This is a genomic window from Spirosoma fluminis (assembly GCF_054778895.1).
The window spans coordinates 451,706-475,200 of the sequence record NZ_BAAGZD010000004.1 but is presented as its reverse complement, the minus strand read 5'-3'; the positions used below and the strand labels follow the sequence as shown (position 1 = coordinate 475,200).

Here is a 23,495-nt window from a genome sequence, read left to right as displayed (position 1 = left end):
CAGACACGTTAAATATCATGAAAAAACTCTGTTTTATAACGAGCATCACGCTACTGACACAGGCCGTTTATGCGCAGGGGCCTGCCGTTGATTATGCGGATGATGCCTTCCGGTACTCCGATCAGGTTATTTCCGGAACGGCGCGGTTTCGGGGTATGGGCGGTAACCATGCTTCATTGGGTGGCGATGCCAGCACCATTTTCGGCAACCCGGCTGGGCTGGGATTTTATAACCGCTCCGAAGTCAGTGTCAGTCCGTCGTTCAACATCAACCGGAACGAGAGCAACTACTTAGGTGCCTCGACAGTCGGGGCAAAAAACAACGTAAACGTCGGGCAGTTCAGCCTGGTTCTGGCAGGCAATAACAGCAACGGAAGTCGTCGTTGGCGTCGGTCTACGTTGGGCATCTCCTACTCGCAATCGCTGAACTTCAACGAACTTGTTGATGCAACGGGTATCAATCGAAATAACAACTCGTCGTTCACGCAGGCCTATCTCAACGATGTAAATTCGAACAATGTCAATCCGGCTGATCTTGATTTAGAGTACGATCCAAATACGAACTCGGCCGCTACGGGTGCTGGTGCCGCCTATCAGTTATTTCTGATTAATCCAACCGAACTTACCAACGGCACAGCCGGGCTACCTTATACCCGGCCTGATAATTCACCGAATTTGCCGCTCAACCAACGCGCTACGTTGACCCGAACGGGGGCGCAGTCGCAATGGTCGATTGCCTACGCGGGCAATCTGGATGATAAACTATATATTGGCGGTTCGTTGTCCTTAACCCGGATTCGATACAGCTCCGATTATACGTTACGTGAATATGTGGTTGGTGGCGGAGCATTTGATAATTACTCCCGCAACAGTCGGCTCGACGTAACCGGCAATGGTATTAATCTATCGCTTGGTATCATTTACAAACTCGATCCGAGCCTTCAGATTGGTGTTACTGCACAATCGCCATCCTGGTACGGCGTTCGCGAAGATTACAGCCAGACGTTAGCGGCTCGAGCCATTGCACCCGCGTTTCAAACGAACGGCATCAACAACATAGCCATCGCACCGGAGCCAACGTTCAACTATTCGCTGACCTCTCCGTTCAGAGCGTCGGGGGGCGTTACGTATTTCCTGGGTAAAGGCCGAATCGGACTGATCACGGCTACGGCCGAGTACGCGGGTTACGGGGGCATGCGGGTTCGCACAACGGATTTCGACTCACAGGGAAATACGGACTTCCGCAATGATGTTCGGCTGGCGGTTCAGGACCGGTACCAGAGCGTAGTTAATTTCAGAGCGGGCACCGAGATTCGGGCGGGTCTGGTGCGTATCCGCGCTGGGGCGGGTTATCTGCCCACCGCTTACAAGCTGAACTTGTACCGGGTAGCGCCAAATGACCGCGATCGAGTGCTCATCACGGGCGGTCTGGGCATCCGAAACGAACGGTTCTTTGCGGATCTATCCGGCAGCTATTACACGTTTACAACTGGTTTAGCGCCGTATGAACTCCCGAATCCGTCCGATACGCCGACTGTGTTAACAAAGGCGCAACGGACGAACGTAACCCTTTCGATTGGTACGTTCTTTTAAACAGTATAAAAACTAACCAAAAAGAGGGCTCTTAGAGCCCTCTTTTTGGTTATAAAGGAACATGGTCTTTTAGCTGTTTTATTCAACCAGTACCCGGAGTACCGACTGTCGTCTACCCGCTTCGGCTCTTAACAAATACTGCCCTGATGGGATGGGCGTTAGCGGCCATTCCGCCTGTTTCTTACCGGTGAATGCCGGTATCTGCCCCTGCCAGACCGGTCGTCCTGACAGGTCCAGTAAACGCAAGTCGACAGCAGATCGCTCAGCCTGTTCAATCTCCACGTGTAACCGACTCACAATGGGGTTAGGTACGACACGAATGGACAGGCCATCGCCCGGTTCATTCAAGGCGGTCAGGATGAAACTAATCGGATCGGACGGGGGCGATGGACACCCATTTACCGTGATTGTGGCGTAGTACTGGCCGCTTTCAAAGGGAATCAGTACGGGTTGGTTTCCATTCACAACGGGTTTGGCCGGGTCACTCCCACTTTGCACGTACCACTGAATACCTGCCGTCTGGTTCACCACCAGTGTGTTATTCGACTGGCTGATTACCGGTTTGAACGGGGATGGATTTTGTGCTTTTACCGTAACGAATGATGTTGCAGTTGTACATTGGTTACTGTCCAGCACACTCACGGTATACGTCCCTTCCGATAAACTCGTTTGCGTAGCTGTGCGGGCTTTAAGTGTATCGGTTCGTTCGGTCAGCCAGTAATACGTAAATGGTCTAGCTCCTCCGGCCACCTGCACGGTTGCTTCCCCGTCTCTGCCACCGGTACACGATACGTTTTTGATGGTGCCAACGGAAAGCGTCAGCGCAGCCGCATCGGTAACGATGGCCGCGATCGAGTCCGTACAACCAACCTCGTCCGTAACGCGGAACCGGTACGAATTTGGTCGGAGTCCATTGATTTGACTGTTGGCCTGATACGCCTGTCCGATGAGCTGATATTGACGATTGGTGCCCGATCCTCCTTTGCTGGCCAGTTGAACCGCGCCCGTCGGACATACGCAGCAGGAAGCCGAAATGGCCGTCGCCTGAAGTTTCAGCGGTTCGGCAACGCCAATCCTGACCGGAAGCAGGCTTGTGCATCCATTCGCGTCGTTACCAACTACGGTATAATCGCCAGCCGCTAAGCCGGTAAACACGTTGCTGGCCTGCGGAACGCGCGTGGTCGTTAATTGATACGTCATGGCCCCCGTTCCCCCGGCTGGCGTTACGGTGATTGAGCCGCTGTTGGGTCCAAAACAGTTCACCAACCCGGCAATTGCCGTTAGCCGTAAGGCAGCAGGTTCCGGAACAGCCACTGATTTTTTGCTCTGACAGCCGTTGGCATCCCGAACCGTAATATCGTAGCTACTGGCTGACAGGCCCGTAAACAACACCCCAGTTTGAAACGCACTGGTGCCGAGCTGATACTGATACGGCGCCGTTCCGCCCGTAACGGCAACTGTAATTCCCCCGTCTACCGAGCCAGCGCAGAGCGTTGGTTTGGCATCGAGCTTAATATCGAATGGATTCGGGGCCGTCACCGATATAGGAACCGTTAGCAGACAATCCCGCTGATCAGCTACTGAAAGCTGATACGTCGTGTTTGCTTTCAAGTTAATGAACGTACCATTGCGCTGGGGAGTACCGAAGTCGAGGAGGTACTGATAATTGCCGTTTCCGCCGGAGGCCACTGCTATTACCCCCCCATCGGTTCCATTCACGCATTTGGTACCGACAACCGTAACGGTAAGCGACAGAGATGGCGGTTGCTTTACTTCCACGTTCGTTTGCACCGTACACCCGCGCCCGTCTCTTACGGCAATCGGATATGTACCGGCCTTGAGATTTCCGTATCCACTTTCGCTGCTGAAGGGCTGCCCGTTGAATTGATACTGCAACGTACCAAATCCCCCGGTCGCCTGTATGGCAACCAGTCCGTCACTGCTCCCATTACAACTGGCAGACGTACTGAGTGGCGATACGATAATGGCCCGGCTCACCTCGACTGTAACCGCGCCTGTTGCCAGCGTTGTGCTTGTGACAGCGGTACCCGTTGCGGCCGTGGTACTGGTCACGCAAGCCGCCGTATACGTCGTGGTTTGCATGGGCGCAACGACAATCGGGTTTCCTGCCTGCGCCGTCGACCAGCGCACTGTACCGGTTGTCGGGCAGCCAGCAGCGGTCAGGGTGATGCTGGTGCCCGCACAAACGGCCGTTTGGGTAGCGGTTACAACCAGATTCCCCTGCGCGAGCGCTGAACTTGAGCAGAAACTACCAAACAGGATAACTAAGGAGACAAATAAAAACCGAGAAAGAAACTGTAAACAGTTTTCCATAGAGGGCGGAGTAGATAAGCGAAAACAGCCCTTCAAGATACATAACTCCGTAGCCGCCCATCACGATTTATTTACTTTTCGGCGTTTTCACCCTGAAAGAGCCATTTATGCCAGCAAAGTGCAGTGATAATTAGCTTGTATCTTCGGCACTACGTATAAAATACGTTCAACAGACAGCGCACCGGCTGGTCCGTAAGTGATGCCGTTCTGAACGATCGGACTAGTGTTGTACTGCCCGACCGCTCAGGAGCGGAGAGAGAGACGGGCGCAATGAGCGTACGGAGAAACTTGGGCTTTCTTAGTAGAAAAGGCCCCAGTCGTCGGGTGCGTCGTTGTCTTTATCGAAGCTATTCACCCAGTCAACAAACAGCAGCCGAAACTGCTCAATCTCATCGCGCAGTACGTTTAGATAAGCGGGAGTGGCTAACTTTTCGGCTTTACAGTACGAGGTCTGCGCGAGCAGTTCACGGGCGTGCATCTTTATAATGACTGCATTCTCCATACGAAGCGTATACAGATCTCCGCCTTCAGCCCCAACAATCTTCGGTGGCAGCATCATGGCATTAGCCAGCATCTGCTCATGCATCATGAGCACGTCATCTTCCTTATTGATCGTTTCGACAATGGCCTGAGTCAATTCCATGATCTCATTCGCCTTACGCAAAACCGGCAGGTTTTTGATACGCCGATTTTCTGCTTCCATTTCGGCGCGGGCTTCTTCCGGATCATAGTCTTCGTCGAAACCGTCCCAATCCATAAAGCTATCGTCGTCCTCGTCGTCAAAGTTCATCGTAAAACGGGAAAGGGGTTTGACTACCTTCTACCAGACAAAGTAACAGAAACCTTTCCCAAAAACAAACCCATATAACCGAAATCTCCTGATCTGACAAATCTGATTGTGCGGCTAACAATCGATTCATCGGCATGGGCGTTCTGCTTCTTATCAGAGTGACCTCAGGCCGACGTTGCGGGCAGGAGCTTCCGGTTCAGTTGTCGAAACAGCCCGGTCTTTCTGAAACCGTAGGCGAGCCCCGACCTTAATCCGTCAAGTGGATCGTAGGTATGTCAAGGGTGCCCTATAACGACTGGAGATTGTCCTGACCCGGCTTGATTAACCCGATGAGTACCATCGGTTCCGGCTAAACACGTAACAAATTCCATCGCCATTTTTCAAGAAAACAATGCGGCAACTCATACAAAACTAAGGGCAACCTGTATATTTGTTGAGCATACAACCTGCTTCCCACTGTTTCGAATGACGTATTGTTTAGGAATCAAAGTTGCGTCGGGCTTAGTTGCTATTGCCGACACGCGGCTTACATCCGGCACTGAAGTGTCGTCGAACCGTAAGATTTCGGTTCACGAAGTCGAGAACCATTCTTTATTTATCATGACCTCAGGGTTACGCTCGGTGCGTGACAAAGCCATTACGTATTTCCGGGAAGTACTGCTCGAACAAGACCGTTCTTTCAATAAGCTCTACAAAGCGGTTAATGCCTTCGGCGAACAGGTAAAACGGGTTGCCAAAGAAGATAAGGAGTCGATTGTAGCGAGTGGGCTGAGCTTTAACCTCAACGCCATTGTGGGTGGGCAACTGGAAGACGATGACGAGCATAAGCTGTTTATGCTGTATCCGGAAGGCAACTGGGTAGAAGTCGAGCATGGCTCACCCTTCAAGATCATCGGCAACTCGGGCTATGGAAAACCCTTACTGTTCCGGAACCTGTCGTACGAAACGAGCCTGCAGGAAGCGCTGAAGATCGGGTTTCTGGCCTTCGACGCGACGCGGGTCAGCGCCAATGACGTCGATTATCCGCTGGACGTAGTGATCTATCCCAAAGACAGTTTCCACATGACCGAATACCGGCTCGAAAAAGACGATATGGACGAGGTTTCGCACCAGTGGAGTGCGTTGCTGAGTAACTCGGTACGTAAGCTGCCTACATACTGGATGGACCCTATCTTCGAAAAGGTACGTGCTGTAAACCATTGAGGCAGGCCGAATGAGCCAGCTTGTTCAGCCCGCCCCCCACACACGGGCGGGTCCGATTCAAGATTCTATCGCTATGCATCTTCACGTTCGGCATGACTCCGAATACACGTACGACAGCCCCGTCGCGCTGGGTCCGCAAACGCTTTACCTTTACCCGCGGATGTACCCGTATCAGCGGTTGCTGGACTATCAGCTAACGATCGACCCCACGCCCTCGCATATTGTCCGGAACATCGACGTAGAGGGCAACGTACAGCAGCTGGTTTATTTTAACCAGCCAACCAGGCACCTGCGGGTAACGGCTGAGATGCAGCTTCAGTCCGACGAGTTCAATTCATTTGATTTCGTGCTGTTCCCCTTTGAAACCGAACGCGTGCCGTTCCGCTACCCAAAATCTGTGGAAGACCTGTTGCAGCCGTATCTCCAGCGGGTTGGCGTATCGGATCTGGTCGAAAGCTGGGCTCGGCAACTGGCGGCTTCGGCCGGCTGGCAGACAACGGGCTTTTTGATGACACTAAATCAGGCGATTCAGCAATTCATGTACGAAATTCGGGAAGAGGGTGCTCCGCTTCTGCCTGAACAGACGCTCACCTTACGGAAAGGGTCATGCCGGGACTACACAACCCTGTTTATGGCTGCCTGTCGCAGTTTAGGTATGGCGTCGCGGTTTGTGAGCGGCTACCTGTTCGGCAATCCGCAGCACGAGCATCAACTCCACGCCTGGGCCGAAGTGTACCTGCCCGGTGCGGGCTGGCGCGGCTTCGACCCGACTGAGGGATCAGTTGTGGTGAACCGCCACATTTTTCTGACCTCAACGGCAAATCCTGAGTTAGCCGCCCCCATCAGCGGCATCTTTCGGGGCCAGGCCAGTTCAACCTTCCGCTCGGAGCTGGTCTTCATCTGACCTTATTCCTCTACGCTCAGTAAAATCAGGGCCTGGCGTAAAGATTGGTCTATCTTTTTTGTCGAGATAAGACCGGTTGACTCAGTACTGACGACTATATTTGTAAACTTATCAGAATACTTACCTGACCCATCACGTGGCATTAATTAAGTCTATTTCCGGAATTCGAGGTACAATTGGGGGGCGCAGTGGAAACGGGCTGACGCCTTTGGATGTAGTAAAGTTTTCGGCTGCTTTCGGGCAATGGCTTCGCCAACGCAATCCGGATCGCCACACGGTGGTCATCGGGCGCGACGGCCGACTGTCGGGCGAGATGGTGTCAAAATTGGTGGCCGCTACGTTACAGGGCCTTGGCCTGCATGTAATTGACCTGGGTTTATCGACTACGCCCACGGTTGAACTGGCCGTACCGGGCGAAGGGGCCGCCGGAGGCATCATCCTAACCGCCAGTCACAACCCCATTCAGTGGAACGCCCTTAAACTGCTTAACGAAACGGGAGAGTTTATTACCGCCCAGGATGGTGCCGAAGTGCTGGCAATTGCCGAAGCCGATTCCTGTGAGTTTGCCGAGGTACGTAAGCTGGGAAAATATCAAACAGACACGACCTGGCTTCAGAAACACATTGACCTGATTCTGGCGCTGCCGCTGGTGGATCGGGACGCGATTGCCGCCCGGAACTTCCGGATTGTAGTCGATGCGGTTAACTCATCGGGCGGTCTGGCGGTGCCGATGTTGCTGGAAGCACTGGGGGTGGAGCAAATCACCAGGCTGCACTGTGACCCGACCGGAAACTTTGCGCATAACCCCGAACCTTTACCGGAGAACCTGCGCGACATTATCAAAGAGATTGAAAAAGGCGGCTTCGACCTGGGCGTTGTCGTCGATCCCGATGTCGATCGCCTGGCACTAATCTGTGAGGATGGCTCACCCTTCGGCGAAGAGTACACGCTCGTAGCCGTGGCCGATTACGTCCTGAAAAACAGCCCGGCTGGCGGAAATACCGTCTCCAATATGTCGAGTACGGTTGCCTTGCGCGACGTAACGAAAAAGTACGGCGGCCAGCACTTTGCATCGGCGGTTGGCGAGGTTAACGTTGTCGAGATGATGAAGGAGCAGCAGGCCACCATTGGGGGCGAAGGCAATGGCGGCATCATCTATCCGGAACTGCACTACGGACGCGATGCGCTGGTAGGCATCGCTTTGTTTCTCAGCCATCTGGCGAAGTTTGGCAAGTCGGCGTCTATGCTGCGCCGGACCTATCCGAACTACTACATATCAAAGAATAAAATTGAGTTAACGCCCGATATTGATGTCGACGCGGTACTGCATCGTATCCAAACGAAATACGCCCGCAACCCCATCAACACCATCGACGGCCTCAAGATCGAGTTTGACAAAGAGTGGGTTCACCTGCGAAAATCCAACACAGAACCGATCATCCGGATTTATTCCGAATCGGATACGCTGGCAACCGCCGACCATCTTGCCGGAAAAATCATCAACGATATTCGGGAGGTAATCTCGGAGAAACGCTAGCCGATTCCGGATTGGGTTAGATCCGGTCTGGACGTACCGAACGGGTTAATCGCCCCAACTAACTGAGTCTATGTTCTAGTTTATGAGCAGCCAAACCTGATTTGACAAACTATGCTTACCAATCCATGTGTTGTTCAGGCCGTTCGCCGGTTGTTACTGGGATGTTTTTTGGTTGTTCCTTGTTCATCGCCAGCTACCCAGTTCCCGGAAGATTGCTGATGCTGGCGGGTGTGCTCTGGGAAGATTATACACTGTACAGCTAGTTCGGACAGCGAGATCGTCATAAACGCTCCGTTTGATACCCGGTAGCTCTTTCTAAAACCAGGATTTTGTTAAAACGAAAGAGGGGCAACGTATCAGTACGTTGCCCCTCTTCATTGTAGTGCGTTACGTTATTATTGCTTACCGATTTGTGTACGACGTACTGGTATTGTCGGTCAGATCGTCGTCATCAAACGTAGTGTGGTCTGTTCCTAACGTCTGATCGGTAGTGCCGATATTCTCGACTTCCACGTCCGTATTGCGAACGGTATCACGGATGGTTTCTACGCGTTCGTTTACTTCTTTGCCGACCGAAATCTCTTCCACGACGTTGGCCGTTTTCGAAACTACGGGTACTTCGGCATGTTCAGTTACCTGAATTTGACCTTCCTGGAACGCATCCAGATCAGCCGCGGTTGCCGGACGGTTTACGGGTGTCCGCTGAATGCGAACCCGCTCTTCGCGTAACCGCAGACTTTCTTCCACGGGTCGTTCGATGATCCGGCTCCGTACCCGAACGCCACCGCGTTCAACTTCGCGTTTGCCTACTTCCAGGTTTTCCTGTATTACTTTAATGGTCTGATCTCTGCCTGTGTCGGCGAGACGATTCGTCGTGTCAGTCGTATCAACGTAATCCGTTGTGTCCGCTACGCTGCCTGTTGTATAGCCGGCTGTAGCATCCGACAAGGTGGTATTGTAGGATGACGTACCGTATTGGTTTGCCCGTTCGTCAATGTCGACGGCACCATACTCATCGAGCAGGTCGGCGGCCCGTTCCGCTTCATCCTCCGACTGCGCATGAACCGTTACAACAGACCCCCGTTCAGCTACACTGGTATATTTCCGGGTGTTGTCATCATCGTCCCCACCGAACAATGAACTAAAAAACCCACCAATTCCACTATTGTGATCATCGTCGCGGTCTACCTGCGTCGAGCTATCACTGTAATCTGAAGTAGTCTGGGCTGACAGATCAATACTATCGCGTGAGAAACCACTGCTAACCAATTGGTCCACCGCTCGTTGCGCTTCTGCTGCGCTGTCAAATACGCCGATTACTGTTTGTTGTGCCATTGTCTTGTGGTTTGTTAGTTTGAAAACTATGTACTCTGCATTGGTAATTGCGTTTCAGGAATTTGACGTCCGTTCAATGTGAACTTCTTCCTGACGAAGCGTCACTTGCCGGATGTCGCGTTCTTCCGTTCGTTCTCTGGTTACGTGCACCTCTTCAACCAGCAGTAGCCTCTTCTCCGTTATCAGTACCTCCTGGATAACCGGAATAATCATTGTCTCGCCTTCCTGCCGAACAGGGGGAGCCGAATCGACGTACTGGTTAATAGGAACGCGTTCAACGCGAACGTTCTCGTGTACAACAGGTACTTCAATCGCCTGCTGTTTTTCGTGCACCTTTTTAACAATCGTTACCTGGCCGGTCTCAACAATACGCTTATCAATGTGCACCTGTTCTTCAAAAACGGGAGTGATCACTTGCTGAGGCTGATCATGGGGCTCTTCCTGTTCCGAAAATTGTGGGGTCAAGTTCATACGTAGTATTGAGGTCAGCTAGTGCTGTTGCTGCCGAATAGATCAAATACCGGTCCAACTGCTGATTGTCTGCGTATTAGCAGATCAAGCCAAGCCGATTTGTATAATATATTCTACATATTAAGTAGTCTATTTTCCCGATACGTGTATGCCACCCTAATTTCCTTGGAATATTATATTTTCATAAAACTTTAGAATTGAGTTTATCCCCACGCTGATTTTACAGACAGCTTATTTTCTCGCACCGGGGGCTCAGAATGTTGGCGCTGACCTATACAATACTTAAGTGTTACGGGTAAGGCAAGCGTAAGCAAGTTGTAGAGATAAATACTCAGGATTGCCCATGTTTTTTGCCAACTATGAGTTTTCAGCTAAAAGTTTTATGACTGATAATCAAATACTTGCGTATAAATATTTGAACTGGCACGGTTTTGACTAAACTGATAGCGTTCTCAGAACTAACTAAAACGCTTACAACTATGAAAGGTTTCGTGACAGGCATTCTAGCAGGCTTAGCAGTCGGCTACTTGACAGCCCCAAGAAGCGGTAAAGAAACACGCGACAAGTTAACGGACGAGGCTAACAAGCGTTCGAAGGATCTTCAGGATCAGTGGAACAAAAACGTAGCCCAAGTCAAAGACGGATACGAACAAGTAAAAAGTCAGGTTAACCAGTACGTTGGTCAGGCCCAGGAGAAAGTCAATGAATTCAAAGACCAGGCCCAACAAGCGGCAAACGGATCTAAGACCAACAATACGAACAATGATCCTGTAGAATCAGGCGTATACCATACCGATGGTGCGTTCTAATTCAACCAAGTGCTTTCTGATTTACTCAACACACTGAAGAATACCCCTGCCCCAGCTGGACAGGGTCAGATTACGATCTCACTCAACGTTATTGACTAATTTACCAGCGCCATTTAAGACGCAGCACTACAAAGGCCGGAGCTATCGTTCCGGCTTTTGTTTTTGATACGTATGTACTGCCTGGCCCCCACCATCCGGAACCGAGCGTTTGTCGAAGGCTATTAAACTAATTATACAGGTTGGGTTTTGGTGCGGGTGATTTGTTTACTTTAGCAGACAAATCGAAAAACAACTCCTACCATGTCAATCAAAACAACCTTTGGTCTGCTTCTGACAGCCGTTCTGCTGTCGTTGAGTCACCTGACCGGACAAGCCGCTAAAAAACCATCAACCGTTACCGTTTCGCAGATGGTGGCTGAGTGGCAGCGGGCAAAAGAATACACCAAAGAATATCTGGATGCCATGCCCGAAGATGGAGTAGGCTATAAACCTACCGCCGAGATCCGCAGCTTTGCGGAGCAGATGCTTCACCTGGCCAACGGCAACTTCAACATTGCCTCCGCAGCCAGCGGCAAAGCCAACCCGTATCAGGGCAAAAACCTGGAAAAGCTGGACGAGTTCAAAACGAAAGCCGCACTGACCAAAGTCGTTCTGGAGAGTTACGATTTTACTATCGACGCCTTAAAATCGATGACCGACGCCCAACTCGGTGAGAGCGTGAAAGTATTCGGACGGGATATGACGCGCGAAACGGCGTTTGCCAAAGAGTTTGAGCACCAAACGCACCACCGTGGCCAAACGACCATCTACATCCGCATGAAGGGTATTAAACCCCCGAATGAGAAACTGTTCTAGTCCATTCGTTGGACATGAATGAGCGGGCGTTACGTATTGATGGAATAGTCAGTACGTAACGCCCACTCAATTAGTACGCATATCTAATCAATACGTTGCTATAGCGTCTGAACGGGTGTGTTTGGGGTTGGTCTGTGCAGTTTTAGTCAGCAGCCGATCTACGGAATACCGACCACTCCCGATACGTACCAGGGCCAGACTCATACCGAAAATAAGCAAATCCATCTCGTAGCCCTCCCCCGGTTGATTACCAAACCAGTTCATCGAAAAGCCGAATGGCAGGTGAGTGGTCAGCATGGCCCCGAGCATAACGGCAAAAGTTCCCAGCGCATTCAGGCGGCCTAAAAAACCAATTAGTAAGCTCACGGCCCCCAGGGTTTCAATCACAATCGTCAGAAATCCTATGATCCAGGGCAGGTGCAGGGTTTCGGTAAAGAACTGCATAGTGCCGCTGAAGCCATAACCGCTGAACCAGCCTGCGGTCTTTTGCAGACCATGATAAAGCATAACAACACCGAGAGGTATGCGAAGCAAAATTCCTACAAAGCTATTGTTGGTATATATGAGTCGTTGTAACATTGTTTTTTGTCGTTTACGGTTCAAGGAACGGGGTTGGTGAACGTTAGTTCTGCGTGGGTAGTGGATCGTAGAAAAACTGTTCGCGCACAATCTTGCCGTCGCGCCAGTGCTGCACCGACACCTGCGTGTAATCTTTACGTCCCCATTCGTTGTGCGTGTAATCGTACTGCCAAACGACCATCGTTACGTTATCGCCAGCAGCTACGTCGAGTACGCGAATCGTGCGTAAGTCGGTTATGCTGGCAAAGAAATGCTGTTCGCGCTGGCGGTTAGCGGCTTTACCCACCGTAGGCGGCAAAGCGTTTTCCTGCATCACGACGTCCTCGTCGTAGTACCGCTCAAACGCTTCCATAGCCTGCCCCTCAAGCACAAGGCTGTTCAGGGTGTTGATCGTAGTCAATAGTTTTTCCATGGTGTTGTTTATCAGTTATTTGACAACACAAAGCTACGGCACCCACCTGGCAGGGTGCCTTGACCTGGTTTAGGAAATCGTATTGACCTAGTTCAAGATTTTCGGGTGACCATCTGCCGACGGATCCGGCTCAGGAACTCCGGTGTAAAGCCCAGGTAGGAAGCGATTAAATGCTGCGGTACGCGTTGATCAAGACCCGGATACTGGTTCAGAAAGTGCCGATACCGTTCTTCGGCCGTCTGGCTGATAGTCGCAATAACCCGCTGCTCGGCGGCTACGAAGGCCCGCTGCGTGAGAATCCGGAAGAACCGCTCGAACTTGGGGACGCGCTCATACAACGTTTCCAGCGATGCATGATCGATTTGCAGGAGTTCGGCATCTTCGAGCGCATCGGTATTATAGGCCGCGGGTGACTGCGTCAGAAAACTGCACAAATCACCCGCCCACCAGTTTTCAACGGCAAACTGCACGACGTGCTCGTTAGCCCGCTCATCGACAAAATACGTACGCAGACAACCCTTTACCACGAAGGAGTCGTATCGGCAGACGTCGCCCGCCTGAACCAGGTACTGGCGTTTCCGCAGGAGCTTATACCGTAGCAGGGACGTAAACGTAGTTGCTTCGTCGGGCGTAAGGTCAATAAACTGGCTTACGTGAGCAAGAATGGCGTCGTACATAGCGGGCAGGAAATTCGATAAAAAACGGATCGCGAACGGTTTTAAAGTTAGCACTCGTTTTTAGTTTTTCGTTCTGGCAGGAAGAATACAGAAACGCAGTTCAAAAACAGTCTGATGCGTACGATACGTTGTCGGTTGAAAACCCGATTACCCGGATCGAACAAGGCCAATACGGCCAGTACGGCCTGATCTGGACTGCACTGGTAGATGACCGGACGCCTGCAATAATCCGACTTGGAATTTTCGGCCATTACGTATCAGATACAGAAAGGTTCCCGTCTGAATTCGTCTTCGGCAAAACAGAGTTGACCCCAATAAATTATCCGTTTATGGTCGTATACTTTGTAAGTTTGTCTGGTGCAGTAAAAGCCAACCTGTATCTGCGTTTATTATCAAATCACTGAAGTAGTTATGGCAAACAAATTTTTATTCATTCTGGCGGGCAGCTCACTGGCGTTAACAGCTTGTGGTCAAAGTGCGTCTACCAATACGGCAGCGTCTGCTCAGACGGCAGATTTGCCGTCTGTGGAGACTAAAGAGCCCAATTCAGCCTATAAACCCGCATTTGCGGGCCAGACCCGAATTGCCGGTATCAAATCGGCCACACCTTACGAAGGCAAGGTGTTGTCGGAAGCGCTGAAAAGTCCGTGGGGCATCACCAGCCTGCCCGATGGTCGACTGCTCATCACTGAGAAAGAAGGAACGATGCGTATCGCCACCCCGGCCGGTAAGGTAAGCGGCCCGATTACGGGCCTGCCAAAGGTTAACCCGGCTGGCCAGGGCGGACTGTTAGGCGTTCGGGTCGATCCTGATTTTGCAACAAATCGCATGGTGTACTGGGTATTCTCCGAGCCACTACCCGAGGGCAATCTGACAGCTGTGGCGAAGGGGAAATTATCGGCGGATGAAACCAAGATTGAAGGCGCAACGGTCATTTACCGGGCCACTCCAGCGTATAAAGGCACCCTGCATTATGGCGGCCGAATCCTGATCGATCCATCGGGTAACCTGCTGATCAGCACCGGCGAGCGTTCCGACAAGGTGACCCGTCCGCAAGCCCAGTCCATTAACTCGGGATTGGGTAAAGTAATTCGCATCACCAAAGAAGGCAAACCCGCTTCGGGCAATCCATTTGCGGGCCAGGCCGATGCCAGACCTGAGTTGTATTCGTACGGCCACCGGAATGTACAGAGCCTGGCTCTTCATCCGGTAACGGGCGATCTGTGGGAGGCTGAATTCGGCCCACGAGGTGGGGATGAACTGAATCTGGTGAAGCCCGGAAAGAACTATGGCTGGCCTACCATTACATATGGTATTGAATACAGCGGTGAAAAAGTAGGCGAAGGCATTCAACAGAAAGAAGGGCTCGAACAGCCGGTCTATTATTGGGACCCGGTTGTGTCGCCCAGCGGCATGACGTTCTACACCAGTGATGCCATTCCGGAGTGGAAAAATAATCTCTTTGTTGGCTCACTGAGCGGGATGCACATCGCCCGGCTGGTCATCGAGAACGATAAAGTAGTTGGCGAAGAACGACTGCTGGCGGGCGATTACCAGCGGTTCAGGGACGTAACGCAGGGCAAGGACGGTGCGCTCTACGCTGTCACCGATCAGGGGCGGTTGTATCGCGTCTTTAAAAAGTAATTGCAGGTATAGTCTTTTTGGTGCCTGATAAGCAGAGCAGGCACCAAAAACGTTTCGATCCCTGTCGGGCGTTTTAAACTGGCCGATAAGAGGCTCAAAAGACAAAGTTTTTTGAGCCTCTTATCGGCCAGTAAAGCCTGTTGCTTGTTCCGTGCTTCCTGAATCTTGTTCTCACTCAATAAGCATTCACCAGCTTCCAGTGCCCCGCGCACCTTCTCCACCGGCACGGTTTTCGTCGCTCATAGCAATTGTACCTTATATAGACGACGATCGACCCGTTCACAAGCCCTTTGTATAACTTGTCAGAATTACGCAGGTTTCGTCGGCTTTCTTCATCCGTAACAGCTCATCAGTGACCATAAACGGTAGAAGTCGAAGACTGACGGGTCAATATAGCGGAGACCACCTTGCTTACCGGAGCAACGGGTTTCTTAGCGGAAGATTTAATTACGTGCGTCCGGCGGTTAGCAATGCGTTGGCGTAAAGCAAACCAGCCCTCTTTTAAAGGGTCATAGCCGGCTAGTGAGGTCGATAATATGTAGAAAGGGACAAACACCAGCGCCATCCACTCAAAGTACAAAATTCCAACGACCAGGTAGGTTGCAACCGCCAGGCGCAGCACTAGTTCCAAAGGACTAGTGATATTAGGTTTGATCTGGCTCATGGTTATGTCTTGGTTTTAATTATAAATGGAGAATGGGCCAGGACCGCCAGGGGAACCGGTCCCAGCCTGATTTATATTAGTCCATACAGGCAGTTAGTACGGTATTTAACTGAGCCTTCTCTTCAACCGTGAGCTTGGCTAACGGGGCTCGTAGTTCACCTCCGTCAACCCCTTGTAGATCCAGGCCAGCTTGAATGGCTCGGGGCAAGCCTTTCTGAACAATGAACTGGAGCAGATCAAATTGCTGATAAAAAGCCTGCTGAGCCTTGCTCCACTGCCCCCGTTGAAACGCGTCATAAAGTTGGATGTTCAGCCCCGGAATCAGATTGGGTGCCGCTGTACACCATCCGCGTGCTCCGGCCGCCAGAGCTGCCAGGGCGAGTGGATTCGAGCCGTTGTAGAAAGCAACTTCCTCGCCCAGTTGTCGACGCAGGTAGTGCATTCGTTGCACATCACCGGTGCTTTCCTTAATCATAGTGATGTTCGGAATGCGCAGCAGCCGTTTCAGGAGGGCCGGTGACATATCTACCCCGCCAGTGGCTGGGTTGTTATAGGCCATAATGGGAATGGAGATGGCCTTAGCCACGGTATCGTAGTGAGTAACGATCTCGTCGTCGGTTAGCCGCCAGTAACTCATAGGAATGATCATGACGGCGGTCGCACCGGCCCGTTCGGCGAACTGAGCGTGGTAGACGGTGCGTTCTGTAGTCAGGTTAGAAACGCCCACCAACACTGGCACCCGGCCATTAACCTGCTGCATCGTCGCTTCGGTTAGGGCTTCTTTTTCTTCATCAGTTAGGTAGGGCAACACGCCGGTACTGCCCAGGGGAGCAATACCATGTGACCCGGTAACGACCAGCCGTTCGACCAGCGATTTGAATAAATCGAGATCAACTTTGCCCGCCTGGTCGAACGGGGTGATTGGATAAGCGATAACGCCGTGAAAAGGTACGTTCGTCATGAAAGAGGTAAAAAATGGCCGGAGCATCATTACCCCGGCCGGGTGAATTTATAGATCGCGTCCTTCTTCTTCGCGCAGGGCGACACCTAAGTTTTGCAACTGGGGTGCGTTCTCACACGCCAGATATCTGGCCGGTTCGGTCGAGCTGGTATTCTGATGGCGGTGCCAGGCCCAGGACGGAATGTAAACAGCGTCGCCAGCTTGCCACTCAACGCGTTCACCTTCAATCTCGGTCCAGCCTTTGCCCTCTAGTACGTACAGTACGGTTTCGTAGGTATGCCGGTGCCGGTTGGTCAACTGGTCCGGCAGCAGACCACCGATAGTCATGCTAACGTTTTTAGTGGGCAGGTCAACAAAGAAGACTGGGTGCTTCCGCTCCGTTGAGAACTGGTTGTGTTCGCCAGCCTGTTCGACATTGCGGTGAATCAGCTTATCGGGGCGCCGAAACTGAGGCCGTGCATACGTTTTGTGAAAATCATTCGACGAGAATATCTCGTTTTTTTCGGGTGAATGCAGTGTTTCCATGTGTGTTGCTTTTAGTTGGTCTGCCATCCGTTTTGCTGGATGACGATGCAAAAGTGTCGTATCTTTGGACCAGCATTGCCATCCAGTTTTCATAAACTTACATGGGCCAGTTACGACCTTGGATATTGAACCTTTCTCTGGATTGGGAAGGAGACCAACCCATTTACCTGCAGATTGCTGATTATTTGCGGGAAGAAGTTAAACGGGGGAGACTTGCTCCCAATAGCGCCCTACCAGGTAGTCGACGCTTGGCCAAGCAACTGGCGGTCAATCGAAAAACAGTCGTCATGGCCTATGAGCAACTCCTTTCGGAGGGCTGGATTATAAGCCGCGACAAAAGTGGAACGTTTGTTTCGGGGCAATTACCCCAACCGCCCGCTGCATCAGCTAAATTGGTTCCCGCCCATCAGCCGCCCCTCCTTCGCCCATCGGATTTGCCCCTTTCCCCTTCATCAGTGGGTATAGTACCCCGAATCATTTTCTCCGATGGCATTCCTGACGTGCGATTGGCTCCGCTGGATCAACTGGCCCAGGCGTACCGGCGCATTTTTAACCAGAAGGCTCGCTGGCGGCTGATGGGCTACAGTAGTGAACAGGGAGATGAACGACTCCGTCAAAGTATAGCTACGATGCTGGCCCTGCACCGGGGAATTCGTGTTGCTCCCGACTCTATCCTTATTACCCGAGGCAGTCAGATGGCGCTCTACTTAACGGCCATGACGCTGCTCGAACCCGGTGATACCGTGTTGGTTGAGAATCCAGGCTACGCGCCGGCCTGGGACGCTTTTCGCCAAGCCGGGGCCAGGCTGATGCCAGTACCTGTTGATAAGTCTGGCCTTGTTGTTGATCAGGTGGAAGCGCTTTGCCAGCGACATCGGGTGAAGGCGCTGCTCGTAACGCCCCAACACCAATTCCCTACTACAGTCACCTTGAAAGCGCATCGTCGGCTGACCTTACTGGAGCTCCGCGAACGGTACGGGTTTACCCTTATTGAGGATGACTATGACCACGATTTTCATTACGGAGTTAAAAGCCCCTTACCCCTGGCTAGCTACGAAGCCAGCGAGCCAGTCGTGTATATTGGATCGCTGAGTAAATTGATTGCGCCGGCGGTCAGGATTGGCTTTATGACAGGTTCATCGTCGTTGATCCAGGCAATGGCCCGACTGCGCTCAATTATTGACCGGCAGGGCGATGTGGTGCTGGAACAGGCAGTGGCCGGGCTAATGGAAACAGGCGAAATTCAGAAACATGCCCGTCGTGCCTTATCGATTTATCGGGAACGGCACCGGGCAATGGGCGATCTGCTTCATCACTATCTTAATGATCGCGTAGATGTTTACCCTCCCGATGGGGGACTAGCCTACTGGGTTCCTTTTCGTCAATCGCTCGATCTGGTGCCCCTTCGACATCAGCTAGCCATTCAGGGAGTAAGTTTCATTGATACAAACCGCTTTTCGTTTGATGACCAACCGCTTAATGCCTTACGGTTAGGTTTTGCTTCCTTAACTACAGAGGAAATGGAAGAAGGTATTCGCGCTATAAAAACCGCATTAGATCGCCTTTAGTCATCTGATAGATTTTGTCGATACCCTATTGATAAATAAAATATACCATTTTTATATTTAGTTAGGATTCCTAATTAAATTTGTGTCGGATTTTAACTGACTCTATCATGAGCGATCAAAACACAATACCAGGGTACATCTTTGGGCGGCAACCCCTTACATCGCCAATTTCTGTTGAGGAACTGGCCCTGTTGAAACAAACTGTCTTGTTTACTGAGGATGATGCGCGCCTGCTGCGGCTGGCTGGTGACGTATTGGCCGATCAGACCGAGGCTATTCTAGACGTCTGGTATGGCTTCGTGGGTAGCCACCCGCACCTGCTACGTTACTTTGGCCAGCAAGGTCAGCCCGACGCACACTACCTGGCAGCCGTTCGAAAGCGGTTTGGTCAGTGGATTACAGATACCTGTACTCGCCCTTACGACGAAGCCTGGCTGGCCTATCAGCAGGAGATCGCCCTTCGTCATCATTCGATCAAGAAAAATCAAACGGATGACGCCAAAGCCGAACCAATCATTCATCTGCGGTACATCCTGGCCTTCATCGTACCCCTTACACTTACTATGAAGGATTTTCTGGCGGCCAAAGGGCATGATGCCGACACTGTAGCCGGTATGCATGCCGCCTGGTTCAAAGCCGTTACGCTTACAGCCGTGCTATGGAGCCATCCCTACGTTTATCCCGAAGAATTTTAATAATCGCTAACTCTCTCAAACTATGCAAGTTTCTGTTTATGATACCTACGTTACCCGTACCGACGGGGCGATCATGCACTTTGATATTCTGGTGCCATCTGCATTAACCAGCCAGGCAACGATCCATGAATATGGGCAAGCTTATTTGGCGACCAAAGGCCAGGCTGGGCAGCCACTAACGGCAAGAGAGTGCCGCTTTTGTCACATTGAAGAGGCTACCGAGGCAATGCAGGAAAGCATCGCTAGTCAGGGCTTTCACATCATTGAAATGCAGGGCTGCTGACCATTCGTCAACTCCCTGGCAGTCCCCATTTTTCTCAGTCAAAAAGTTTTCGTTTACTAATCAACTTAGTCCATGTATACATCACTAAAAGCAACGCTGTTCGCCTTTGTGCTGACAGCTTCAGCGGTAACGGCTCAAACCCACAAGCCCGCTACGGCCTATAATAACGCCGATTTCAACATCAAATCGGCTAGCATTGTCTACGACAACACGCTGGATATGCTTATTTTCGAGATGAAGGTGGAAGGAGCCGCCGGCCGCACAGTGCCCAAAGGTGTAGGCAGCATGAATGGCGCGCCCGTTCTGGCCTACGTATTTCCAACGACGCTCAAACCGACCGATGTAGGCTTTTCCAATACCGAAGGTATTGTAGCGATGGGTCTTACGTCTCACCCCGATATGGACGACACTCCGCTTTGGGACGAGAATAACGACGGCATTTTCGACAACGACGGCGTAGTCTGGCACCCACACTGGGTTGTACTGACCAAAGACAGCCGGGTACCGGGCGGTTTGAGTGTGAAGGAGTTCAGGAAAGAAGATAAGGCTGTTACCTTACCTAAAACTGCGCCGGGTGTGCCGATGTATTTCGATTCGCCGGGCTACAATGTGGTGACGCGCGGTAACGCAATTCGGATGGGAGTTCCGGCTTATCGGGTTAACAATCAGAAGGATTTCAAGTTTGATGCGGTAAGCTGTTACCTGGAAATGAATATGGGGGGCGATCATGCCAATCATGAAACATCAGCGTCCAAACCTACGCTTGGGGTGTATGCGGTATACACCGTGCTGTCGGGTAAGTTGACCTTACCGTATACGGTTACAGCAAAAAAATAACTCACTACGTTATACAGCTTTACCATGGACACGATCACCCTGATTCCCAACAACAGTCTGCTAACGCCCACCCCGGAAGAAGGTCGGCAACTAGCCATCAAAATGGCCCGGCTCATCATCAAGGCAACCCAGCCCGATGAGCAGAAACGAATTCAACTCCGGGACGTATATGCCAATGACGCGATGATGCTGATCGCCATTGGACAGACCGTCGCCACCGAATTCGCCACTATTGCAGCGGCAAATAACTATTGGCAATCGAAATGAACGACTCAACTGCGTATCGCACGTATTTGAAAGACCTGGTGAGAAGGCGAAGCTATGTAAAAGTCCAATATTTTACCGAGCTTCACGAGCTGATTACCCTGAATGCGCTCGTTATAAGCCTGACTACGGAGGGCAATGACCCGATGGTCGTTCTCTCAACGGGGGATCGAGTTCCCTTACCCAAACTGGTTAGTGCCGGAGGGGAATTTGCGCCCCAGTACGAAGGCTACGCGCCTTACTGTGAAACCTGCGATTGCTGAATGGATGATTCTGTTTTTGACTTAGGCCGACAAAACAGCTCGGTCGATGCCAAGATTGTGGCGGGGCTGGAACGACTGGGTGAAGTGTTCCGTACACTGCTCTGGCAACAGAGCCGCGAAACCGGCCTAAGTCCGATTCAGATTCAACTACTTCTGTTTCTGGCTTTTCATGACCCGGCCAAATGCAAAATCGGGTATTTGGCCGCCGAGTTCAACTTAACCAAGCCGACCATTAGTGATGCCGTGAAGGTGCTGGTTCAGAAAGAGCTGGTCGCGCGGATCGTCGATCCCACCGACAGCCGTAGTCACAGTTTGCAGCTAACCCCGGCGGGACAACGAATTGTCGATCAGACGAGTGGTTTCGCTAACATTCTGAGCGAGTTGGTAGGACAGTTGACTGGCGAGCAGAAGACATTACTTTACGAAAGCTTGTTTACGCTCATCTACGGACTACACCAACGCGGTCTGATTACGGTGCAGCGAATGTGCAAGACCTGTAAGCACTACCGGTTTGACGGGCAGATTCATTACTGTGGCTTATTGAAAATACCGCTGGAAGCGGATCTGCTCCGGCTGGACTGCCCGGAACATACCCTGCTTTAAATCACTGATACAAGGTTTTGGGCAGCAATTAATCTGGCAATACGTACCCGAATGAAACGGCTGACTTAGACTTTCAACGATCAGACTTGGCCCAACTCCCCACTCATCTATAATGTCCCGAAACCGTCTGCTTAGGTTACTCCCCACGTTCCTTTAACGCGGACGGTACGTTCCTATTACGACTTACGAACGCTGCTTATAGGCCCTCAACCACCCGTCCACTACGTCCGCTACGGTAAATCGGACGCCTTTAAACTGTTCTGGAGGGGTTGTATTCAGCGCCTGCTGGAGTTTCAGAACGTTTGGGTAAAAGTTGACGCCCTGTTCCTGAAACTGTTCGTCAATGGCCCGCAGCACCCGTTCAATACCGTACATATCGAAGCTCCAGTTTTGCAGGTTATTGCTGTCCCGAATATCGGCAGCTATGGCTGAGGCCATCCACCCAATGCTCTCATTGAGTGCCTCCGCAAACTCCTTTGGTCGACTAACAGAGTTGCCATCCAGAAAATAATACACTTCCCGGTACGTCCTTTGGTTTTTTAAAAGTGCCAGAAGTTCAGACTCCCAGTTGGGGTGCGCTTTGATTTTGGCAATAGCCGCCTGACGAATAGCCTCCTCCTGAAACCGGTTTGTATGCCCCAATAGATTAATGATAGGGTCTTCGGGCTTCTGAGTAGCAATAAAATCCAGGGTTTCCTGATGCCATCGTTTCTCCTGCTCGTTCCGGGCGGCCAGTTCCCGTTCCGAGTTCCGGGCCGACTCCCGTACGTACCCTAGTGCCAACCCGCCACTGTACAGAGCGCTGGTGCCGAACGCAGCAAAAAAGAAAAGCTTGAACAGAGTGGGCGGAAAGCTGGTCTGCCAATTCGGGTTGAGAGCAAAAAAGCAGGCCGCTAACCACAGCAGCGGAATCCAAAGCTGGCCGTGCCACACCGCGATCCCGTGCAGAAACGGAGGGTAGGTGTTGTCATCGGTACTGTGCCACTCCCATTTGAAAACAGCGCAGAAAAATATGGTTATGACCACAAATAACCAGCACGCAAATACCGCACCCGTCCGTAAGCCAGCGTCAGTGGCTAGCCAGTTAAATCCACTTCTGGCCGAAATCGTCAGGGTTAAGACCAGGCTGCTGACCGCAAAGCCCAGTCCTAAAAAAGCCAGTACAAGGCCGTAGCCCATTCCATTGTCGCCACTCATAGACGGTTTAGAGGCTGTAAGCAAGGCCAGACCGACGTAGAATAAGGTGGTAATTGTAAAAAAGATATACCCAAGCATGGTTGTATGATTACTTCACGTCAAAAGTGCGGCTGTTGGGCCTGCCGAGCAAAGGAAATTACCTCATCGGTTTCGCTTCGGCCGCCAGAGACAGAGTATTGAGCAACGTACCCGGATCACCCCGCCGATTTTTGAAGTGCGTAAAGTTGTTGCCATCGTAGCGGTTGAGGCCGTCGAACGTTCCAATCCACAAAAAACCGTCGCGGTCCTGTAGGAAACAGCTTACGGTGTTAAACGATAGACCGTCTTTCTCCTGAATATGCCGGACTTCAAATTGCGTCAGGCGATCCTGCTCGCTGACAACGCCTACCCAGGTCAGAAGCCAGCTCACCCCGGCTACCTTCAGCCATTTCGCCACGCTTATGGTCCGAAAAGCAGGTAGCGTCAAGGCGTTCATAGCGATAAAGCAGTGGGA

At 51.6% G+C, this 23,495-nt stretch carries 26 protein-coding genes; 14 read left to right on the top strand and 12 right to left on the bottom strand.

Going from position 1 to position 23,495, the window contains the following annotated elements:
• Positions 1–17: 17 nt before the first annotated feature.
• The gene (locus ACYVBJ_RS07490) at positions 18–1,592 is read left to right on the top strand and encodes an OmpP1/FadL family transporter (RefSeq protein WP_460981675.1); all 1,575 of its coding nucleotides are present in this window, start codon (positions 18–20) and stop codon (positions 1,590–1,592) included.
• A 78-nt stretch (positions 1,593–1,670) separates the two neighbouring features.
• Here the strand turns inward: ACYVBJ_RS07490 and ACYVBJ_RS07485 are convergent, their stop codons facing one another.
• Together ACYVBJ_RS07485 and ACYVBJ_RS07480 are read right to left on the bottom strand one after the other, a co-directional pair.
• Entirely contained in the window at positions 1,671–3,926 is a 2,256-nt protein-coding gene (locus ACYVBJ_RS07485; RefSeq protein ID WP_460981674.1) for a SprB repeat-containing protein, read from the bottom strand.
• Between the two features lie 298 nt (positions 3,927–4,224).
• On the bottom strand, positions 4,225–4,716 hold the full coding sequence (locus ACYVBJ_RS07480) for a hypothetical protein (RefSeq protein ID WP_460981673.1): 492 nt from the start codon (positions 4,714–4,716) through the stop codon (positions 4,225–4,227).
• A 465-nt stretch (positions 4,717–5,181) separates the two neighbouring features.
• Between ACYVBJ_RS07480 and ACYVBJ_RS07475 the strand changes: the two genes are divergently transcribed.
• The 3 genes from ACYVBJ_RS07475 (at position 5,182) to glmM (ending at position 8,360) form a co-directional block, all read left to right on the top strand.
• Positions 5,182–5,919 (top strand): peptidase, encoded by a 738-nt coding sequence (locus tag ACYVBJ_RS07475; RefSeq protein WP_460978711.1) that lies wholly within the window; start codon positions 5,182–5,184, stop codon positions 5,917–5,919.
• Between the two features lie 73 nt (positions 5,920–5,992).
• Positions 5,993–6,823, top strand: a complete 831-nt coding sequence (locus tag ACYVBJ_RS07470) for a transglutaminase family protein (protein ID WP_460981672.1) — start codon at positions 5,993–5,995, stop codon at positions 6,821–6,823.
• Between the two features lie 136 nt (positions 6,824–6,959).
• On the top strand, positions 6,960–8,360 hold the full coding sequence (gene glmM / locus ACYVBJ_RS07465) for a phosphoglucosamine mutase (protein WP_460981671.1): 1,401 nt from the start codon (positions 6,960–6,962) through the stop codon (positions 8,358–8,360).
• 402 nt (positions 8,361–8,762) lie between these two features.
• Here the strand turns inward: glmM and ACYVBJ_RS07460 are convergent, their stop codons facing one another.
• Together ACYVBJ_RS07460 and ACYVBJ_RS07455 are read right to left on the bottom strand one after the other, a co-directional pair.
• Complete coding sequence (locus ACYVBJ_RS07460) at positions 8,763–9,695, bottom strand: DUF2382 domain-containing protein (RefSeq protein WP_460981670.1); 933 nt, start codon at positions 9,693–9,695, stop codon at positions 8,763–8,765.
• Positions 9,696–9,749: 54 nt separating this feature from the next.
• Complete coding sequence (locus ACYVBJ_RS07455; RefSeq protein WP_460981669.1) at positions 9,750–10,166, bottom strand: YsnF/AvaK domain-containing protein; 417 nt, start codon at positions 10,164–10,166, stop codon at positions 9,750–9,752.
• Between the two features lie 479 nt (positions 10,167–10,645).
• On the opposite strand from ACYVBJ_RS07455, the gene ACYVBJ_RS07450 reads away from it, so the two are divergent.
• Entirely contained in the window at positions 10,646–10,975 is a 330-nt protein-coding gene (locus ACYVBJ_RS07450; protein ID WP_460981668.1) for a YtxH domain-containing protein, read from the top strand.
• 300 nt (positions 10,976–11,275) lie between these two features.
• Positions 11,276–11,830 (top strand): DinB family protein, encoded by a 555-nt coding sequence (locus ACYVBJ_RS07445; protein ID WP_460981667.1) that lies wholly within the window; start codon positions 11,276–11,278, stop codon positions 11,828–11,830.
• An 87-nt stretch (positions 11,831–11,917) separates the two neighbouring features.
• Here ACYVBJ_RS07445 and ACYVBJ_RS07440 read toward each other — a convergent pair whose 3' ends face one another.
• From ACYVBJ_RS07440 to ACYVBJ_RS07430, 3 genes are all read right to left on the bottom strand, one after another.
• Positions 11,918–12,409, bottom strand: a complete 492-nt coding sequence (locus tag ACYVBJ_RS07440; protein ID WP_460981666.1) for a DoxX family protein — start codon at positions 12,407–12,409, stop codon at positions 11,918–11,920.
• Positions 12,410–12,452: 43 nt separating this feature from the next.
• Positions 12,453–12,821 (bottom strand): nuclear transport factor 2 family protein, encoded by a 369-nt coding sequence (locus ACYVBJ_RS07435; RefSeq protein WP_460981665.1) that lies wholly within the window; start codon positions 12,819–12,821, stop codon positions 12,453–12,455.
• Positions 12,822–12,913: 92 nt separating this feature from the next.
• Positions 12,914–13,552 carry a Crp/Fnr family transcriptional regulator gene (locus ACYVBJ_RS07430; RefSeq protein WP_460981664.1) on the bottom strand — a complete coding sequence of 213 codons (639 nt, stop codon included), beginning with the start codon at positions 13,550–13,552 and terminating at the stop codon, positions 12,914–12,916.
• A gap of 357 nt (positions 13,553–13,909) precedes the next feature.
• Here ACYVBJ_RS07430 and ACYVBJ_RS07425 point away from each other — a divergent pair, with 357 nt between their 5' ends.
• Positions 13,910–15,142: a PQQ-dependent sugar dehydrogenase gene (locus ACYVBJ_RS07425; RefSeq protein ID WP_460981663.1), complete on the top strand. Its 1,233-nt coding sequence runs from the start codon at positions 13,910–13,912 to the stop codon at positions 15,140–15,142.
• Between the two features lie 349 nt (positions 15,143–15,491).
• Here the strand turns inward: ACYVBJ_RS07425 and ACYVBJ_RS07420 are convergent, their stop codons facing one another.
• The 3 genes from ACYVBJ_RS07420 to ACYVBJ_RS07410 all read right to left on the bottom strand — a co-directional run bounded on the left by ACYVBJ_RS07420 (position 15,492) and on the right by ACYVBJ_RS07410 (position 17,292).
• Complete coding sequence (locus ACYVBJ_RS07420; protein WP_460981662.1) at positions 15,492–15,806, bottom strand: hypothetical protein; 315 nt, start codon at positions 15,804–15,806, stop codon at positions 15,492–15,494.
• A gap of 76 nt (positions 15,807–15,882) precedes the next feature.
• Positions 15,883–16,767 carry a dihydrodipicolinate synthase family protein gene (locus ACYVBJ_RS07415; protein ID WP_460981661.1) on the bottom strand — a complete coding sequence of 295 codons (885 nt, stop codon included), beginning with the start codon at positions 16,765–16,767 and terminating at the stop codon, positions 15,883–15,885.
• Between the two features lie 48 nt (positions 16,768–16,815).
• The gene (locus tag ACYVBJ_RS07410) at positions 16,816–17,292 is read right to left on the bottom strand and encodes a cupin domain-containing protein (protein WP_460981660.1); all 477 of its coding nucleotides are present in this window, start codon (positions 17,290–17,292) and stop codon (positions 16,816–16,818) included.
• Positions 17,293–17,417: 125 nt separating this feature from the next.
• Between ACYVBJ_RS07410 and pdxR the strand changes: the two genes are divergently transcribed.
• From pdxR to ACYVBJ_RS07375, 7 genes are all read left to right on the top strand, one after another.
• Positions 17,418–18,860, top strand: a complete 1,443-nt coding sequence (pdxR, locus tag ACYVBJ_RS07405) for a MocR-like pyridoxine biosynthesis transcription factor PdxR (RefSeq protein WP_460981659.1) — start codon at positions 17,418–17,420, stop codon at positions 18,858–18,860.
• A gap of 107 nt (positions 18,861–18,967) precedes the next feature.
• Positions 18,968–19,555, top strand: coding sequence for a protoglobin domain-containing protein (locus ACYVBJ_RS07400; protein WP_460981658.1), 588 nt, complete (start codon positions 18,968–18,970; stop codon positions 19,553–19,555).
• 22 nt (positions 19,556–19,577) lie between these two features.
• Positions 19,578–19,838 (top strand): DUF2024 family protein, encoded by a 261-nt coding sequence (locus tag ACYVBJ_RS07395; RefSeq protein ID WP_460981657.1) that lies wholly within the window; start codon positions 19,578–19,580, stop codon positions 19,836–19,838.
• Between the two features lie 72 nt (positions 19,839–19,910).
• Positions 19,911–20,675, top strand: a complete 765-nt coding sequence (locus ACYVBJ_RS07390; RefSeq protein ID WP_460981656.1) for a hypothetical protein — start codon at positions 19,911–19,913, stop codon at positions 20,673–20,675.
• A 24-nt stretch (positions 20,676–20,699) separates the two neighbouring features.
• The gene (locus ACYVBJ_RS07385; protein WP_460981655.1) at positions 20,700–20,942 is read left to right on the top strand and encodes a hexameric tyrosine-coordinated heme protein; all 243 of its coding nucleotides are present in this window, start codon (positions 20,700–20,702) and stop codon (positions 20,940–20,942) included.
• Positions 20,939–21,202, top strand: a complete 264-nt coding sequence (locus ACYVBJ_RS07380) for a hypothetical protein (protein WP_460981654.1) — start codon at positions 20,939–20,941, stop codon at positions 21,200–21,202. Before ACYVBJ_RS07385 ends, ACYVBJ_RS07380 begins: the two co-directional genes overlap by 4 nt.
• Positions 21,203–21,805, top strand: coding sequence for a MarR family winged helix-turn-helix transcriptional regulator (locus ACYVBJ_RS07375; RefSeq protein WP_460981653.1), 603 nt, complete (start codon positions 21,203–21,205; stop codon positions 21,803–21,805). It abuts the gene before it with no gap.
• Positions 21,806–21,988: 183 nt separating this feature from the next.
• Here the strand turns inward: ACYVBJ_RS07375 and ACYVBJ_RS07370 are convergent, their stop codons facing one another.
• Entirely contained in the window at positions 21,989–23,080 is a 1,092-nt protein-coding gene (locus ACYVBJ_RS07370; protein ID WP_460981652.1) for a hypothetical protein, read from the bottom strand.
• Between the two features lie 58 nt (positions 23,081–23,138).
• On the bottom strand, positions 23,139–23,477 hold the full coding sequence (locus ACYVBJ_RS07365; protein ID WP_460981651.1) for a two-component regulator propeller domain-containing protein: 339 nt from the start codon (positions 23,475–23,477) through the stop codon (positions 23,139–23,141).
• Between the last annotated feature and the right edge of the window lie 18 nt (positions 23,478–23,495).